15 protein-coding genes are annotated in these 14238 nt (G+C 72.0%); 5 read left to right on the forward strand and 10 right to left on the reverse strand.

Annotated features, from left to right (window positions below; all coding sequences use genetic code 11):
• The 4 genes from B4V06_RS17570 to B4V06_RS17585 form a co-directional block, all read left to right on the forward strand.
• A partial coding sequence (locus B4V06_RS17570; protein ID WP_498170831.1) for a methenyltetrahydromethanopterin cyclohydrolase occupies nucleotides 1-522 on the forward strand: 522 nt, incomplete at its 5' end.
• Between the two features lie 21 nt (nucleotides 523-543).
• Entirely contained in the window at nucleotides 544-1122 is a 579-nt protein-coding gene (locus B4V06_RS17575) for a double winged helix-containing putative transcriptional regulator (RefSeq protein ID WP_498170832.1), read from the forward strand.
• A gap of 72 nt (nucleotides 1123-1194) precedes the next feature.
• Nucleotides 1195-2400: a potassium channel family protein gene (locus B4V06_RS17580; protein ID WP_123114264.1), complete on the forward strand. Its 1206-nt coding sequence runs from the start codon at nucleotides 1195-1197 to the stop codon at nucleotides 2398-2400.
• Entirely contained in the window at nucleotides 2397-2753 is a 357-nt protein-coding gene (locus B4V06_RS17585) for a nuclear transport factor 2 family protein (RefSeq protein WP_498170833.1), read from the forward strand. The genes B4V06_RS17580 and B4V06_RS17585 overlap by 4 nt, the downstream gene beginning before the upstream one ends.
• Nucleotides 2754-2774: 21 nt before the next feature.
• Here B4V06_RS17585 and mfnA read toward each other — a convergent pair whose 3' ends face one another.
• From mfnA to B4V06_RS17610, 5 genes are all read right to left on the reverse strand, one after another.
• Nucleotides 2775-3842 carry a tyrosine decarboxylase MfnA gene (mfnA, locus tag B4V06_RS17590; protein WP_123114262.1) on the reverse strand — a complete coding sequence of 356 codons (1068 nt, stop codon included), beginning with the start codon at nucleotides 3840-3842 and terminating at the stop codon, nucleotides 2775-2777.
• A 130-nt stretch (nucleotides 3843-3972) separates the two neighbouring features.
• Nucleotides 3973-6330: a phosphoenolpyruvate synthase gene (gene ppsA, locus B4V06_RS17595; RefSeq protein ID WP_498170835.1), complete on the reverse strand. Its 2358-nt coding sequence runs from the start codon at nucleotides 6328-6330 to the stop codon at nucleotides 3973-3975.
• A gap of 393 nt (nucleotides 6331-6723) precedes the next feature.
• A complete protein-coding gene (locus B4V06_RS17600; protein WP_498171075.1) occupies nucleotides 6724-7494 on the reverse strand; it encodes a DUF8116 family protein in 771 nt (256 codons plus the stop codon).
• A gap of 14 nt (nucleotides 7495-7508) precedes the next feature.
• Nucleotides 7509-8195: a DUF8054 family protein gene (locus tag B4V06_RS17605; RefSeq protein ID WP_123114259.1), complete on the reverse strand. Its 687-nt coding sequence runs from the start codon at nucleotides 8193-8195 to the stop codon at nucleotides 7509-7511.
• Nucleotides 8192-8959 (reverse strand): nucleotide-binding protein, encoded by a 768-nt coding sequence (locus B4V06_RS17610; protein WP_123114258.1) that lies wholly within the window; start codon nucleotides 8957-8959, stop codon nucleotides 8192-8194. Before B4V06_RS17610 ends, B4V06_RS17605 begins: the two co-directional genes overlap by 4 nt.
• A gap of 115 nt (nucleotides 8960-9074) precedes the next feature.
• On the opposite strand from B4V06_RS17610, the gene B4V06_RS17615 reads away from it, so the two are divergent.
• Entirely contained in the window at nucleotides 9075-10370 is a 1296-nt protein-coding gene (locus B4V06_RS17615; RefSeq protein WP_123114257.1) for an MBL fold metallo-hydrolase, read from the forward strand.
• Between the two features lie 15 nt (nucleotides 10371-10385).
• On the opposite strand, the gene B4V06_RS17620 is transcribed toward B4V06_RS17615, so the two are convergent.
• The 5 genes from B4V06_RS17620 to B4V06_RS17640 all read right to left on the reverse strand — a co-directional run bounded on the left by B4V06_RS17620 (nucleotide 10386) and on the right by B4V06_RS17640 (nucleotide 14158).
• Entirely contained in the window at nucleotides 10386-10667 is a 282-nt protein-coding gene (locus tag B4V06_RS17620; RefSeq protein WP_498170837.1) for a DUF8152 family protein, read from the reverse strand.
• 15 nt (nucleotides 10668-10682) lie between these two features.
• Entirely contained in the window at nucleotides 10683-10955 is a 273-nt protein-coding gene (locus tag B4V06_RS17625; RefSeq protein ID WP_049906210.1) for a DUF7385 family protein, read from the reverse strand.
• Between the two features lie 129 nt (nucleotides 10956-11084).
• Nucleotides 11085-12032, reverse strand: coding sequence for an endonuclease V (locus B4V06_RS17630; protein WP_498170839.1), 948 nt, complete (start codon nucleotides 12030-12032; stop codon nucleotides 11085-11087).
• Nucleotides 12033-13004 carry a rhomboid family intramembrane serine protease gene (locus B4V06_RS17635; protein WP_123114254.1) on the reverse strand — a complete coding sequence of 324 codons (972 nt, stop codon included), beginning with the start codon at nucleotides 13002-13004 and terminating at the stop codon, nucleotides 12033-12035. It lies immediately after the preceding gene.
• Nucleotides 13005-13453: 449 nt separating this feature from the next.
• Nucleotides 13454-14158: a type I 3-dehydroquinate dehydratase gene (locus tag B4V06_RS17640; protein ID WP_498170842.1), complete on the reverse strand. Its 705-nt coding sequence runs from the start codon at nucleotides 14156-14158 to the stop codon at nucleotides 13454-13456.
• Nucleotides 14159-14238 lie beyond the last annotated feature (80 nt).

The following is a 14238-nucleotide window of genomic DNA, read 5'->3' on the forward strand; positions in this document are numbered from 1 at the left end:
GAGTCGACCGCGCTCCCGACCGAGGAGGTCGCCGAGCACGTTGCCGACCTCGCCGAGGTCGACGCCGAGGGCGTCTTCCTGCCCGCGTACGCGACCGGCTCGACCGTCGGCTCGGTCGCCACCGCGGCCCGCGCCGCGGAGCTCGCCGTCTTCCGCCTGCTGGAGCTCGGCTACGAGCCGACCGACGTGCTCCACGCCTCGGGCGCCGCGCCCATGGCGCCCGTGACCCGCGACGAGGATCTCGCGATGGGGCGGACGAACGACGCCCTCGCGTACGGCGGCGAGGTCCACCTGCAGGTCGCGCGCGACGACGACCGCTTCGACCAGATCGTCTCGACCGCCCGCGAGGAGTACGGCACTCCCTTCGTCGAGGTGTTCGAGGACGCCGGCTGGGACTTCTACGAGGTCGACGAGCGCGTCTTCGCGCCCGCGAAGGTCACCGTCGACGTCGTCGACGGCCCCGTCTACGCCGTCGGCGAGACGGACGAGGAGCTGCTCGCCGAGTCGTTCGACTACCGCTGATCCGGTCGCGGAGCGACTTCGATGCGACTCAAACCCGTCCCCGACCCCCCGGCCGCCGTCGACGACCTCCGCGAGCTCCAGCGGGCGGTACCGCTCGTTCCCGGGCGCACCGACGACTGCTGCGCCCGCCTCCGCGACCGGTGTGACCTCCCCGACCGGCAGGTCGCAAACGACTGGCTCGCGTTCCTCCGCGCGCTCGGGCTCGTCCGGGAGACGTCGCGCGGGTTCGTCAGAACCGACGCCGAGCCGACGCCCGAGCTGGTCCGCGAGGGGCTCCGCGAGGGCGTCCTGCTCGCGCCGGAGGCGCTCGCGGCGCTCCGGGAGGCCACGCGGGAGGACCCGCTCACGCCCGACGCCCTGTTCGAGGCGACCCACGGGTCGGTCCCGCGGCACGACCGCGCCCGCGACCCGGAGTGGGAGGCGACGTGGCGCGACCGGGCGGCCCGGCTGTTGGCGTGGCTCGCGCTCGTCGATCTCGCGGAACGGGTCGACCGGGAGCGGGACGACGACCGGGAGCGGGACGACGACCGAGAGCGGGACGGCGACCGAACCGGCGAGCCCGCCTACGTCGCCGGCGACGCGGCCGGAACGACGGACTGAGCGCGTCTCGGGCGGAATCGGGGGAAACACCCCGTAACAAGCCTTTTACTCGGCGCCGGAGAGGGTGTTCCCATGGGACGATTCGACCGGCGTGAGTCGCCGCTGTCGGTCACGTACGAGCCGACGAGCGTGAAGGATCTGCTCGTGGAGATGAAAGACACCGCGGAGCTGCTTATCGACCTGTCGTACTCGGCGGTGCTCCACGGGAGCCCGACGATCGCCGAGGAGGTCGTCGAGCTCGAACACCGGATGGACGTCCTCCAGATGCGCGCGCGGATGAGCCTCATGCTCGCGGCCCGGAGCCCGGACGAGGCGGAGACGCTCGCGCCGGTGCTCGGCGTGGTCGGCGCGGCCGACAAAATCTCCGACGCCGCGGGGGACATCGCGAAGATCGTCACCGAGGAGATCGGCCTCCCCGACGCGATGCGCGGCGCGCTGACCGAGGGCGTCGAGACGCTCGTCCGCGGCACCGTCTCGGCCGACTCCGGCTACGCCGGTCGCACGCTGAAGGACATCGACCTGGAGTCGAAGACGGGGGTCCGGGTGATCGCGATCCGGCGCGACGACGACTGGATCCTCAACCCCGGCCCGAAAACGCGGATCGAGGCCGGCGACGTGTCCCTCCTCCGCGGGCCGGAGACGGGCGTCGCCGAGGCGTACCCCGAGCTGGCGGGCGAGCCGTTCGAGCCGGACGAACCGGTCGAACCCGCGATCGACGACTTGGAGCGCGCGGTCGACTCCGTCGTGCTGATGAAGAACCTCTCCGAGCTCGCGGTCGATCTCGCGTACGGTTCGGTCCTGTTCAACAACGAGGAGCTCGCCGAGGAGGTGCACAACTTGGAGATAGAGGTCGACGCGCTCCAGTCGCGGTTCGAGGCGTGGACCCTCCGGGCCGCGCGGGAGGCCGACGACCCCGTCTCGCTCCGCGGGCTGATCCACCTCGGCGTCGCGACCGAGGAGATCTCCGACGCCGCCGTGGAGATCACCGAGGGCGTCGCCCGCGACCTCGGCGTCCACCCGGTCGTGGAGATGGCGGTCCAAGAGTCCGACGAGATCATCACCCGGACCGTGGTCCGGGAGGGGAGCGACCTCGCGGGCACGACCGTCGAAAACGGGATCCCGACGACCGACGTCTCGACGAGCGTGATCGCGATCCGCCGCCCCGACGAGGGGTGGCTGATCGGCCACGACATCGACACCGTCCTGCGCCCCGGCGACGCCGTCATCTCGAAGGGGACCCGCACCTCAGCCGAGGAGTTCGAGGCGCTCGCGTCGTGACCGCTCCCTCGACCGCGGACCGCGAGCGCCTCGTCCGCGACTACTACGACGCGCTCGACGCCGGCGACTACGAGCGGCTCCGAGGCCTGCTGGACCCGGAGTTCGTCCAGCACCGCTCGGACCGGACGTTCGAGGGCCGCGACCGCTTCGTGGCGTTCATGCGCGACGAGCGGCCGATGACGGACACGACCCACGCCGTCGACGCGGTGTATCCGAAGGGCCCCGGCGTCGCGGTCCGCGGCCGGCTGCTGGACGCCGACGGCGACGAGCTGTTCGCGTTCGTTGACGCCTTCGACGTCGTCGACGGACGGCTCGCCGCACTGGAGACGTACGCCGCGGGCGGCGGGGAGTGACTCGTCGCTACGAAGCCGCTCTCACGCCCGGATTCGGTCGAGATCGCCGACGAACGCCCGGAGCGCGTCGCGGGTCACGTGCGGCATGCAGACGACGCGGAGCTCACCCGCCGCCGTGCGCGACACCTTCCAGCCTGCCTCCCGGAGCGCGTCGAACTCGGACTCGGGGAGCGCGGCGGCGACGAGCGGGAGCGTCGGCTCGACGACGTCGCAGCCGCGGTCGGCGAGGGCGTCGGCGAGCCACGCGGCGTTCCCGGTCGCTCGCTCGGCCGCCCCGCGGTAGCCGTCGGGCCACAGCGCCTCCATCGCGGCGACCGCGCCGGCGACGCCCGCACCGCTTCGGGTGCCCGTCAGGGTTGCCTGCGACCGGGTCTCCAGGTAGGGCGTGTCGACCGCGAGCGCGTCGAGCGCGGCCGACTCGCGGGCGAGGAGCCCGCCGGCCGGCACCGGCGCCTGCCCGAACTTGTGGGGGTCGATCGTCAGCGTGTCGATCGGGGCGTCGCCGAACGACCACGCGCGGTCGGCGAAGGGGAGCACGAACCCGCCCCACGCGGCGTCGACGTGCATGCGCGCGCCGGCGTCGTGGGCGATCTCGGTCAGCGCCGGGATCGGGTCCACGCGGCCGTACTCCGTGCTGCCGGCGACGCCGACGACCAGCGCGGTGGCGTCGTCGACCGCGGCCGCGACGGCGTCCGTCCGCGCCCGATAGTCCTCGTCGACCGGGACCGTCCGGAGCTCGACGTCGAGCAGCTCGGCCGCCTTGTGAAACGAGAAGTGGCCGCTCTCGGGGACGACGACGTTCACGTCGCTCCCGTCGTGGCGGTTGCGGGCGGACCGGACCGCCTGCACGTTCGCCTCGGTCCCGCCGGAGGTGACGTAGCCCGCCGCGTCGGTCGGCGTCGGGTGGTCCGCGAGCGTCGCCAGCAGCTCGACCGCGCGCTCCTCCAGCGACGCGACCGCCTCGTAGGTGGCCGGGTCGCCGGGGTTCGTCGCGAGGTAGCGCTCGGCCGCCTCCCGGGCCGCGGGATGCGGCTCGGTGCACATCGACGAGAGCACCCGGTCGAACGACTGCGGCTCGGGCTGCTGCATTCGACGGAACGTCGCCGCGGAGGGTCTTACCCGTTCCGCTCTCGGGTGTCGGGCGAGAGAGAGCGACCGCTCCGTCGGTCGAGTAAGCCGAAACGCGTCGCGTCCGAACCGGAACGCGTCCCGTCCGCGGTCAGCGCACCGAGTCGAGGAGGAGCCGCTGTTCGGTGCGCTTCACCTCGTGTTGCACGTCGCGGACGGCGTCGATGTTCGCCGAGATGGAGGAGACGCCCTCCTCGACGAGGAAGTCGACCATCTCCGGCTTCGAGCCGGCCTGCCCGCAGATGCTCGTGTCGACGCCGAGCTCGCGGCACGTCTCGATCGTGTCGCCGATCAGCTGGAGCACGGCCGGGTGGAGCTCGTCGAACCGGTCGGCGACGTGCTCGTTGTTACGGTCGACCGCCAGCGTGTACTGCGTGAGGTCGTTGGTGCCGAAGGAGGCGAAGTCGATGCCCTCGTTCGCCAGCTCCTCGATCTGCAGCGCGCTGGCGGGCGTCTCGATCATCACGCCCCACCGGTGCGTCTCAGGGTCGATGCCGGCGTCGCGCATGTGGCCCTTTATGCCCTCGAGGTCGGCCGCGTCGTTGACTAAGGGGAACATCACCTCCAGGTTGTCGTACCCCATGTCGAAGAGGCGGGCGAACGCCGCGAGCTCCTGGCGGAACGGGTCGGGCTTGTCGAGGCTGCGGCGGATCCCGCGCCAGCCGAGCATCGGGTTGTGCTCGTTCGGCTCGCCCTCGCCGCCCTCCAGCTCGCGGAACTCGTCCGTGGGCGCGTCGATGGTCCGGACCCGGACCGGCCGCGGGTAGAACTCGTCGGCGACGCGGCGGACGCCCTCGATCAGCTCGTCCTGGTACGCGCGGGCGCCGTGCTCGTCGATGTACCGCTCCGGCGTCTTCCCGAGCGAGAGCACCATGTGCTCGATGCGGAGGAGCCCGACCCCGTCGGCGCCGGTTGCGGCCGCGCGCTCGGCCGCCTCGGGGATCGAGACGTTCACCTTCACCTCCGTCGCCGTCATCGGCTTCACCGGCGTCTCCGGGCGGGCCGCCTCCACGGGCTCGAACTCCTCGCCGGGCTCGGCCTCGTCGTCGACGCCGGCGCGGACGGTCCCCTTATCGCCGTCGATCGTGACCTGCTGGCCGTCCTCGAGGAGCCGCGTCCCGTTCCCCGTCCCGACGACGGCCGGGACGCCGAGCTCCCGCGAGATGATCGCGGCGTGGCTCGTCATCCCGCCCTCGTCGGTGACGATCCCCGCGGCGCGCTTCATCGCCGGGACCATGTCGGGCATCGTCATCTCCGTGACCATCACGTCGCCCTCCTGGACCTGATCGAGGTGGTCGAGCTTGTGGACGATCCGGACCGCGCCGGAGACGACGCCGGGACTCGCGCCGAGCCCGTCGGCGAGGACGTCCTCGTCGTCTCCGGTGGATCCGCCGCCGGCCGCGCCGGGCTGGCCCGACGCCGCGTCCCCGACGGCTGACTTCCGCGGGGTCTCGCCGCCGGTTCCGCCCGCGTCGGCATCGCCTTCCTCGCCCGCGTCCTCCTGAATCGTCGTGATCGGGCGTGACTGGAGCATGTAGATCTCGCCCTCGTGGATCGCCCACTCGACGTCTTGGGGGTTCCCGTAGTGGTCCTCAACGCGCTCGCCGAGCGCGACCAGGTCATCGATCTCCGCGTCGGAGAGCACCCGGGCGGTGCGGCGCTCCTCGTCGACGTCGAGCTGGACGGTCTCGCCGGTGTCCGGGTCCTTCACCATCTCCACCTTCTTGTCCGCGACGGTGACGTCCTCGACGGCGCCGGCGCCGCGGTCGTACACGTAGTTGTCGGGTGAGACCGTGCCGGAGACGACCGCCTCACCGAGCCCCCACGCAGCCTCGATGGTGATCTGCGGATCGCCGGTCGAGGGGTGGCTGGTGAACATCACCCCGGACTTCTCGGCGTCGACCATCCGCTGGACGACGACCGCGATGTCGACGTCGGCGTGCGGGAATCCCCGCTGCTGGCGGTAGTAGATCGCCCGCTGGGTGAAAAGCGAGGCCCAGCACTCCTTCACCCGGCGGAGGAGGTCGTCCTCGCGGACGTTGAGGAACGTCTCCTGCTGGCCGGCGAACGAGGAGTCGGGGAGGTCCTCGGCCGTCGCGGAGGAGCGCACGGCGACGAACGCCTCGTCGTCCTCGTCTCCCATCTTACGGTACCGCTCTACGATCTCCTCGCGGACCTCGTCGGGGAACGGGGTCTCGAGGATGAGCTCTTCCGCGCGCTCCTCGGCGGCGCGGAGCGCGGCGGAGTCCTCGGGGTCGACGTCGACGGCCGAGAACAGCTCCTCGTCGATTCCCGCCTCCTCGATGAAGGTCCGGTACGTGCCGGCGGTGACGGCGAATCCCGGCGGTACCGGGAGTCCGGCGCCGATGAGTTCACCAAGCGAAGCGGCCTTCCCGCCGACGGTCCCGACGTCGTCGGCGTCGACGTCCTCCAGCCAAAGTACTGCCATTCGTGTACCCGGAGGATCCGCGAGCCGACCTATGAAGCTTCCGGCCTATGCAACGCTGAATAAAAGATTACTCAGTCGCGAGTTACGGGTCGACCGGGGACCGTCGGATTCGGACCTCGCCCTCCTCGGGGCGACCAAACGCGGGAGAAGCGTCGAAGCAACCGAACGCGGCGAGGATGCCGAAACAACTGAACGGAAGGAGCGTCAGAACGATCGAACGCAAAGCGCGTCGAAACGGTCAAACGTAGAGAGGGCCGAAGCAGCCGGAACGACGAACCGTCCGTCGGTTCGTACACCGACGTACGCACCTATTCAGTGTATACTTACTTTCTGATAGACGAAACCGATCCGGTAACGTGTTACAGCAGCTGTAACACCGTTCACCGCGAGCGGTCACTCGGCGGCGAGCCGCTCGCGCTCCGCGCGGAGGAGCCGCTCCCAGACGCCGAACAGCCGGCTGTTCAGGCCGTAGCCGTCGTTCACCCGGCGGACCCACGCGTCGTCCGCGAACAGGAGGCGCTGGAGCCGCCGGACGCGCGGCGAGAGCGACTCACGGTCGCCGCCGTAGTACGACAGCGACTCCTCGCGCGTTTGCTCGACGAGAGCGGCCGGGACGTCGATCCCGTCGGCCGCGGCGGCGTGGGCGAACCACTCCAAGTGGAGCAGCGCGTCGGCCAGCAGGAAGCGGTCGCGGAACCCCGAGACGCCGGCGAGCGCCGGCCGCCCGTCGATCGTCACGTCCTGTGGTCGAGAGAACCGGGGCGCCGTCGCCGTCACGCCGGCCGTCCCCGCGATCACCGCGGCGACGCGTCGGAGCCGCCAGTCGCCGTACCGCACGGGCGGGAGCAGCGCGAGCTCGTACCACGTCGGAAGCCACTCGCAGTACGGTTCGGAGAAGGCGCCGTCGGCGAGGAGCGTCGCCGTCACCGACCGCGCCTCGGCCGGCGACAGGGTCGCGTGGTCGGTCCGGAGCCGGTCGGCGACCCGCACGCCGTCGAGCGCGTCGACGCCGTCGAAGCCCATGCCCTCGGCGACGTGACGGGTGTACGCGCGGCTCGCCGCGTACCAGTCGGCGAAGTCGGCGGGCGCCGTCAGCCGGAGGAGTTGAAGGACCGTGATGCTCGCGGTACGCCCGCGAGCGGCAAAACCGCTCCGTTCAGCGATTCGGCCCGCCTGGTTCAGCGGTCGAGTTCCCGGTCGGTTTCGGCCGCGAGGTCGGCGTCGGTGCCGCGAGCGGGGTCGTCCGCAGGGTCGGCGTCGCCGTCGGCGGGGTCGTCCGCGAGCGCCCCGTCGAGCCCCCACTCGTCGGCGCGCTCGGCCGCCTCCGCGCGGGCCTGCTCGCGGATCGCCTCGATCCGGTCGTCGTCCGCGAGGAACGCCGCGACGGCGTCGGCGTCGTCCGCCTCCAGGTCGGCCAATCGCTCGTCGGGCGCCGCCTCGCGGGTGCGGTCGGCGAGCGTCGGGTCGTCCGCGAGCTCCGTCGCCGCCGCGCCCGGCGCGACGCGGAGCGCGTCCGTCTCGTGGGCCGCCTCGAGGCCGTCGCCGTCGACCGCGTACAGCTCGACGCGGTACGGGCCGGGCACCGCGAGCTCCGCCAGCGCGTCGGGGCCACCGCTGTCGGTCACCGTGTTGTACGCGAGTACCGGGACCCCGTCGGCGAACGTGAGGACGCCGCGCGCGTCCCCCTCCAGGAGGAGCGTCTCCTGCGGGACGAGCGTCGCGTACCCGGTCAGCCCGCGGTCCAGCGCCCGCGAGAGCGTCGTGGCCACGTCGGAGACGACCCGCGACCGGAGGAGGGTGCCGCGGGGGATCCGGAGCTCGGGCGCCTCGCCTGCCCCGCTCGTCCCGCCGGCTGGGCCGGTCATGGCGTGTCGGGCACGACCGCGCTCCGAAAGCGGTCCGCGACCGCGTCGCCATCGCCGTCGCGCACGTCGAGCCGGGCCGCCGCCCGCCGGTAGCGAGCGGCGGCGTCGCTCTCCGGCGCGTGCGCGAGGAGCGGCTTCCCGGCGCGGCGCGCCTCGCGGACCACGTCGCTGTCGGGAACCCGCGCGAGCACCGGCCCGCCGAAGTGACGCTCTGCCTGCTCGGCCACGTCGGCGGCGTCGTCCCGGACCTTGTTGAACAGGACGCCGGCGGTCTCCGTGCCGTACGAGCGGGCGTACTCCTGAACCTTCAGGCCGTCCGAGAGCGCCGGGATCGTCGGCTCGACGACGACGACGACCCGGTCCGCGAGGACGACCGGGAGCACCGCCGACTTCGAGCCGAGCGCGGCCGGCGAGTCGAGCAGGAGCACGTCGGTGTCGCTCGCGAGCTCGGCGACCACGTCGCGGAGGCGACTCGGCTCCGCGGCCTCGAAGCCCGCGAGCGACGTGCCGCAGGGGACCACGGAGAGCCCGAACCGGTCGTACGTCGCCTCGGCGACGTCGGTCGCGGTCCCCTCGACGAGCAGGTCGTGGAGGGTGACCGCCGCGTCGTCGAGCCCGGCGTGAAAGAGGAGGTTCGCCATCCCGGTGTCGGCATCGACGACGGTGACGTCGTGCTCGTCGGCCAACGCCAATCCGAGCGCGAGCGTGCTCGTCGTCTTGCCCGTGCCGCCCTTTCCGCTGGCGACCGCGAACGCCTCGACCATGCGCCCACCTGACCGGGCGCTCGGGTAAAGCCTGTCCATCGCGGGAGCCGATCGCCGCGGAGCCGGTCCGGATCCCACGGGACAGCGTTTTGCCGTTCGGCACCGACGATCGACCATGTCGACCGTCATCGACGCGGACGCGTTCCGCGACAGGATCGACGAGCGTCGACGCGGCGAGCGCTCGTTCGCCCTCGTCGACACGCGGCCCCGCGAGAGCTACGAGAGCTGGCGGATCGCCGACTCGATCCACTACTTCTACAAGCCGTTCCACGAGTTCGACGTCGACGACTTCGAGGCCGAGACCGGGCTCGGGCCCGACGACGCGATCGTCACGGCCTGCGCGAAGGGGAAGGCCTCGCTCGACTTCGCCGAAAAGCTGGAAGCGGCTGGCTACGACGACGTCACGGTCGTCGCGGACGGGATGCGCGGCTGGTCGGGCGTGTACGACCGGACCGAAGTCCCGCTCCCCGACGCGGGCGACGACCCGCTCGATATCGTCCAGATCCAGCGGCGCGCGAAGGGGTGTCTCGGCTACCTCGTGGTGGGGGGACGGTCGACTGATGCGGAGGTAGGCTCCGATGGCTCCGACCGCGTCGCCATCGCCGTCGACGTCTCCCGGCACGGCGACGAGTGGCGGGAGGCGGCCGCCGAGCGCGACGCGACGATCGCGGCGGTCCTCGACACGCACGTCCACGCCGACCACCTCTCCGGCGGCCGGGACCTCGCCGACGAGCTCGGGGTGCCGTACCACCTCCCGGCGGCGGCCGCCGAGCGCGACGTGGCGTACGACTTCGAGCCGCTCGCGCGCAACGAGACGCTCGACGTCGGCGGCGTGGACGTGAAGGCGCTCGCGACCCCCGGCCACACCGACGACGGCGCGAGCTACCTCGTTGGCCGGTCGGCGCTGCTCACCGGCGACACGCTGTTCACTGACAGCGTCGGTCGAACGGAGCTGCAGTTCGCGGCGGGCGGCGAGGAGGAGGACGGCGACGACGCAGCGGGAGGCGGAGAGAAGGGCGGAAGCGAAACCGCCGGCGCGGCGACCGGCGCCGAACGCCTCTACGACTCCCTGCACGGGACGCTGCTCGCCGAGCCCGACGCGGTCGTCGTCTGTCCCGGTCACTTCGCGGTCGCGAACGACGGCACGACCGGCGACGTCGTGCCCGGCGAGCCGGTGACGACGACGGTGGGCGCGGCGCGCCGGGGGCTCGACGTGCTCGGCCTCGACCGCGAGGCGTTCGTGGAGCGCATTACGGCGACGCTGCCGGAGAAGCCGCCGAACTACGAGTCGGTTATCGCCGCGAACCGCGGCGTCGAATCGCCCCCGGACGAGACCGCGGCCATCGAGTTAGAGCTGGGTCCGAACCGGTGCGCGGCGGACGCCGGCGGCGAGTCGACGGCGGACGACTGAACCGTCGGTCGTCAGTCACTCATCGTCCGGCCGGTTCGCGATCCGGTCCGCGAGTTCTCGCGCGGCGGCGACGTGGTCGTCGGCCTCGGCGTCGCCGGTCTCGTCGACCGCCGCGAGCAGCGTTCGGATCTCGCCCGCTCGTCGGACGACGGTTTCCTCGTCGGCCCCGGCGGCGATCTCCGCGGCCAGCGCCTGCGCCTCGCCGATTCGCCAGCCGGCCTCGCGCTCCACGGGGCGCTCCTCGGTGGCTGCGAGGTGCTCGTGTAGCGCCGCGACCGGATCGAACTCGTCGGTCACTGCGCCGTCACCACGCTATTCGTCGTGGATGAAGACGAGCCGCTTCGTCTCGGTGTTACAGAGACAGAGGTCGATCCCGTCGCGGGTGGCGCCGATCTGCTGCCAGCCGTGGTCGCTGACGAACAGCGTCTGGAACACGCCGCGGTCACAGTCGGGGTTCGGGCAGCCGACGCCCGCGGCGTTCTTATAAACGGTCGTCCCCCCGCCGGAGCTCTGGCGCACCAGGCCGTCGCGCAGCGAGCGGAACTCCTCGGCAGACATCGGTCCGTCCGTGTCTTCGTCTCCCATACGTTCGCGTTCGCGGGCCACGATATATAAACCGACGGGCCGCGACGACCGGAGTCACAGCCGACGAGGAGACAGTCCGCCTCACCGACGAGGAGACAATCCGCCTCACCGACGAGGGGACAGTCCGCCTCACCGACGAGGGCTCAGTCGCGCTCGCGCTTCGCCGACGTCCGCGTACGCGTCCGCGATCCGGGTCGGCTCGGGCAGCTTGTACCCCGCACACAGCGCCTCGACCAGGTCGGCGGCCGTCTCGGCCGAGACCCGGTGCCCGGGGCTCACGTACAGGGGGTTCACCCGACGGCTGTTCGGGTACTGGCGCGACTGGACGGCGTGGCCGATCACGGTTCCCGCGTCCGGGTCCGCCGTCTCCACCGACTCGTCCGCGCGGATCGGCGTCCGCCACCCCGCCGGCCGCTCGTCGGTCGGCTCGTCGGGCTCGCCGCACAGCAGGCTCTTCGCGACGCCGACGCTCGGGACGTCCAGCAGGACGCCGACGTGCGTCGCGATGCCGGCCTCCCGGAAGTGGATCCGGCCGGAGCCGTCACAGACCAACAGGTCGGGGTCGGCCTCCAGCGCGTCGAGCGCCGCCAGCATCGGCTCCCCCTCGCGGAACGCGAGGAGGCCCGGAACGTACGGGATCGAGAGCGGCGTGGTCGCGCTGGCGTACTCGATCACGTCGCCGTCGCGGATCGCGACCGCGGCGGAGACCGCCTCGTCCGCGCCGTCGTCCGGCGTCAGGAACGCCTGATCGATGCCGACGACCACGGGGGCGTCCGGGTCGGTGCCGGCGGACAGGCCGGGGTCGATCCGCGACTGCGATCCGGCGTCACTCGCGCCCGCTTCCGGACGGACGGGCGGGAGACCGTCCGTGAGATCGGCGGGCTCGTCGACCGCGACCGCGGCCGGGTCGACGGCGTGGTCGTCCGCGAACGTCGCCGTCGCGGCCAGCTCGCGCTGGAGCGACTCCATCTCCGTCCGCGAGAGCGCGGGGTCCGGGAGGAACTCGGGGCGCGCGACGGCGTCCGGGTCGTTCGGCGTCGAGCGCGACGGAGTCGGCGACGAGTCCGGCGGCGTCATTTAAAAACGACCGCCGGGACCGCCCGGCCCGCCAGGCCCGCCGGGACCGCCCGGTCCGCGCACGCCGCCCATATTCATCCCGCCGGGACCGCCCGCGGACCGCGCGAGGCTCTCGTTGCGCTTCCCGAACGCGAGCCCGATCGCGAAGCCGATCAGGTGCGCGAGATGCGCGATGCCGCCGACGCCGCCCGTGCCGGACTGGATCACGAGCACCGCCGAGACGATCGCGATCCCCCACGTCAGGTATTTGATCTTCATCGGAATCACGAAGAAGAGGAGGACCTGCATGTTCGGGCGCCACACGGTGAGCACGCCGAGGATCGCGAAGCCGGCGCCGCTGGCCCCGAGCACGCCCGTCGTCGGGGCGTTCGTCGCGATCGCGAACAGGACGTGGCCGAGGCCGGCGAGGATCCCGGCGCCGAAGAAGAACCCGACGAAGCGGCGGGAACCGACCGCGCGCTCGACGAGCGGGCCGAAGAACAGGATGACGATGCTGTTTCCGATGATGTGGAACAGCTGTATCCGGGAGTGGGAGAGGACGGAGGTGAACCACGTCCAGACGTTGCCGATCGCGTCCGACCGGAGGACGAAGATCTGGCTGTGGGCGGCCTCGCCGAGCGTGAGCGTCACGACCCACTGCGCGAGGAAGGTGATCCACATGGCCGCCAGCAGAGCGTACGTCGCGTTGCCGCGGACGTAGCTCACGATCCCGCCCGTGCTCGTCTCTCGGTCGATGCGTCGCTTGACGCGGTCCGTGATACCCGCGGACGCGTCGCCGGAGGCGCTCGCCCCGCCGGATTCGACGCTCTCGTCGAACCCGCTGTCGAACACGCCGCCCGGGTCGTTCCACTCGGCGAGCCCGGGGCAGTCGTGGTTCTCCGGCAGTCGGTGCTCGGCGCAGAACGTCTGGCCGCACCGGTCACACTGGTACGGGAGGTTCTCGTACTCCCCACACACGTCGCACGTCGCCATTACCTCCCCTTACGGGGGCGCTCCTAAAGCGGTTTGGCTCTCGGACTTGGTCTGCAGAAAGTCGGACGGTGAGCGAGGCGCCCATTTATAAATCCAGTACGGTGTTGCGTCGGCTGCTACTGGCGCGGGGGCGCCTCATCATTTATGAATCATCGATGACGCGGTGGACACCTCCAAAGCCCCAGCCGCGAGGGCTCGCGCGACTCGCTGCGCTCCTCGCTCGCTCGTTTCACTCGCTCTCTGCGGTGCTTACGTCGTCGTGCTTCGCCCTCGCAGCTGCCCCTTTGAGTCCCACCCCGCACAGCACCGCACCTCACACCTCCCCAGCCTCGACGGACGGCCCGGCGCGGGCGACGCCGCGCCGGCCCGCCGTCTCCCTCGCGCGTGCTCCTCGCGGCCTACCGGCCGCTCGGAGGCACGCGCCACCGCACCGTTTACTTATAAATGAGTTACCCGTCCGTTTCTCCTTCCCGCAGTCCGTCGACGAGCCGACGGAGCGTCGCGAGCGGGTACTGGCCGGGCGCGGTCGCGTTCGCGGGGTCGACGGGCGCGTAGCCGATCTTCGAGCCGTAGAGCGGCGTGACGGCGCGGGTGTGGCGGCCGGGCTCGCCCATGCACATCGTCGCGACGCGGTGGCCGGCCTCGGTCGCCTCGTGGGTCGCCTCGATCATCGCGAGCGCGTCCGTCGGCGCGGTCGCGGTCGTCGCCAGCTTCCCCACGTCGCCCTCGCTCGCCGCGTCGGCGAGGAGGTCGACGAGCGCCGCGGGCTCGGGCGTGGACTCGAAGTCGTGGACCGAGACGACGACGCTGACGTCCTCCTCGCGGGCCGTGTCGCGGAGCGCGGTCGCGTGCGACCGCTCGCCTTCGGGCGCGTTACCGCGGAGGGCCGCGAGCTCGACGTCGACCGCGGCGACCGCGTCGTCTCCGAGCGCGGTCGAGAGCGCGTCGTACCGCCCCAGGTCCGCGGCCTCGCCGCCCTCCCACGACGCGCGGTTCGTGACGAGCAGCGGGAGCTCGCCGTCGTACGCGTCGAGCTGGACGAGCGGGGCGTCCGCGAGGTCCATCCGGAACTCCACGGCGTCGGCGTGCTCGCGGGCGCGCGGCTCCTCCGAGAGGTCGGCCGTGCTCGCGGTCAGGACGAACTCCTCGAACATACGCGAGGCTTCCGGGGGCGGGGAGTTAACTGTGTGCGTCCGGGGCGGAAACGGGGTCGCCGGACGAACGGAGAACGCGG

It is taken from the genome of Halorubrum sp. B53 (assembly GCF_059752395.1).

Coding starts and splice junctions, on each gene's coding strand:
- B4V06_RS17575 (WP_498170832.1), top strand. CDS start 544: ATGCGACTCAAACCCGTCCCCGACCCCCCGGCCGCCGTCGACGACCTC.
- B4V06_RS17580 (WP_123114264.1), top strand. CDS start 1,195: ATGGGACGATTCGACCGGCGTGAGTCGCCGCTGTCGGTCACGTACGAG.
- mfnA (WP_123114262.1), bottom strand. CDS start 3,842: ATGCAGCAGCCCGAGCCGCAGTCGTTCGACCGGGTGCTCTCGTCGATG.
- ppsA (WP_498170835.1), bottom strand. CDS start 6,330: ATGGCAGTACTTTGGCTGGAGGACGTCGACGCCGACGACGTCGGGACC.
- B4V06_RS17605 (WP_123114259.1), bottom strand. CDS start 8,195: ATGACCGGCCCAGCCGGCGGGACGAGCGGGGCAGGCGAGGCGCCCGAG.
- B4V06_RS17610 (WP_123114258.1), bottom strand. CDS start 8,959: ATGGTCGAGGCGTTCGCGGTCGCCAGCGGAAAGGGCGGCACGGGCAAG.
- B4V06_RS17615 (WP_123114257.1), top strand. CDS start 9,075: ATGTCGACCGTCATCGACGCGGACGCGTTCCGCGACAGGATCGACGAG.
- B4V06_RS17625 (WP_049906210.1), bottom strand. CDS start 10,955: ATGGGAGACGAAGACACGGACGGACCGATGTCTGCCGAGGAGTTCCGC.
- B4V06_RS17630 (WP_498170839.1), bottom strand. CDS start 12,032: ATGACGCCGCCGGACTCGTCGCCGACTCCGTCGCGCTCGACGCCGAAC.
- B4V06_RS17635 (WP_123114254.1), bottom strand. CDS start 13,004: ATGGCGACGTGCGACGTGTGTGGGGAGTACGAGAACCTCCCGTACCAG.
- B4V06_RS17640 (WP_498170842.1), bottom strand. CDS start 14,158: ATGTTCGAGGAGTTCGTCCTGACCGCGAGCACGGCCGACCTCTCGGAG.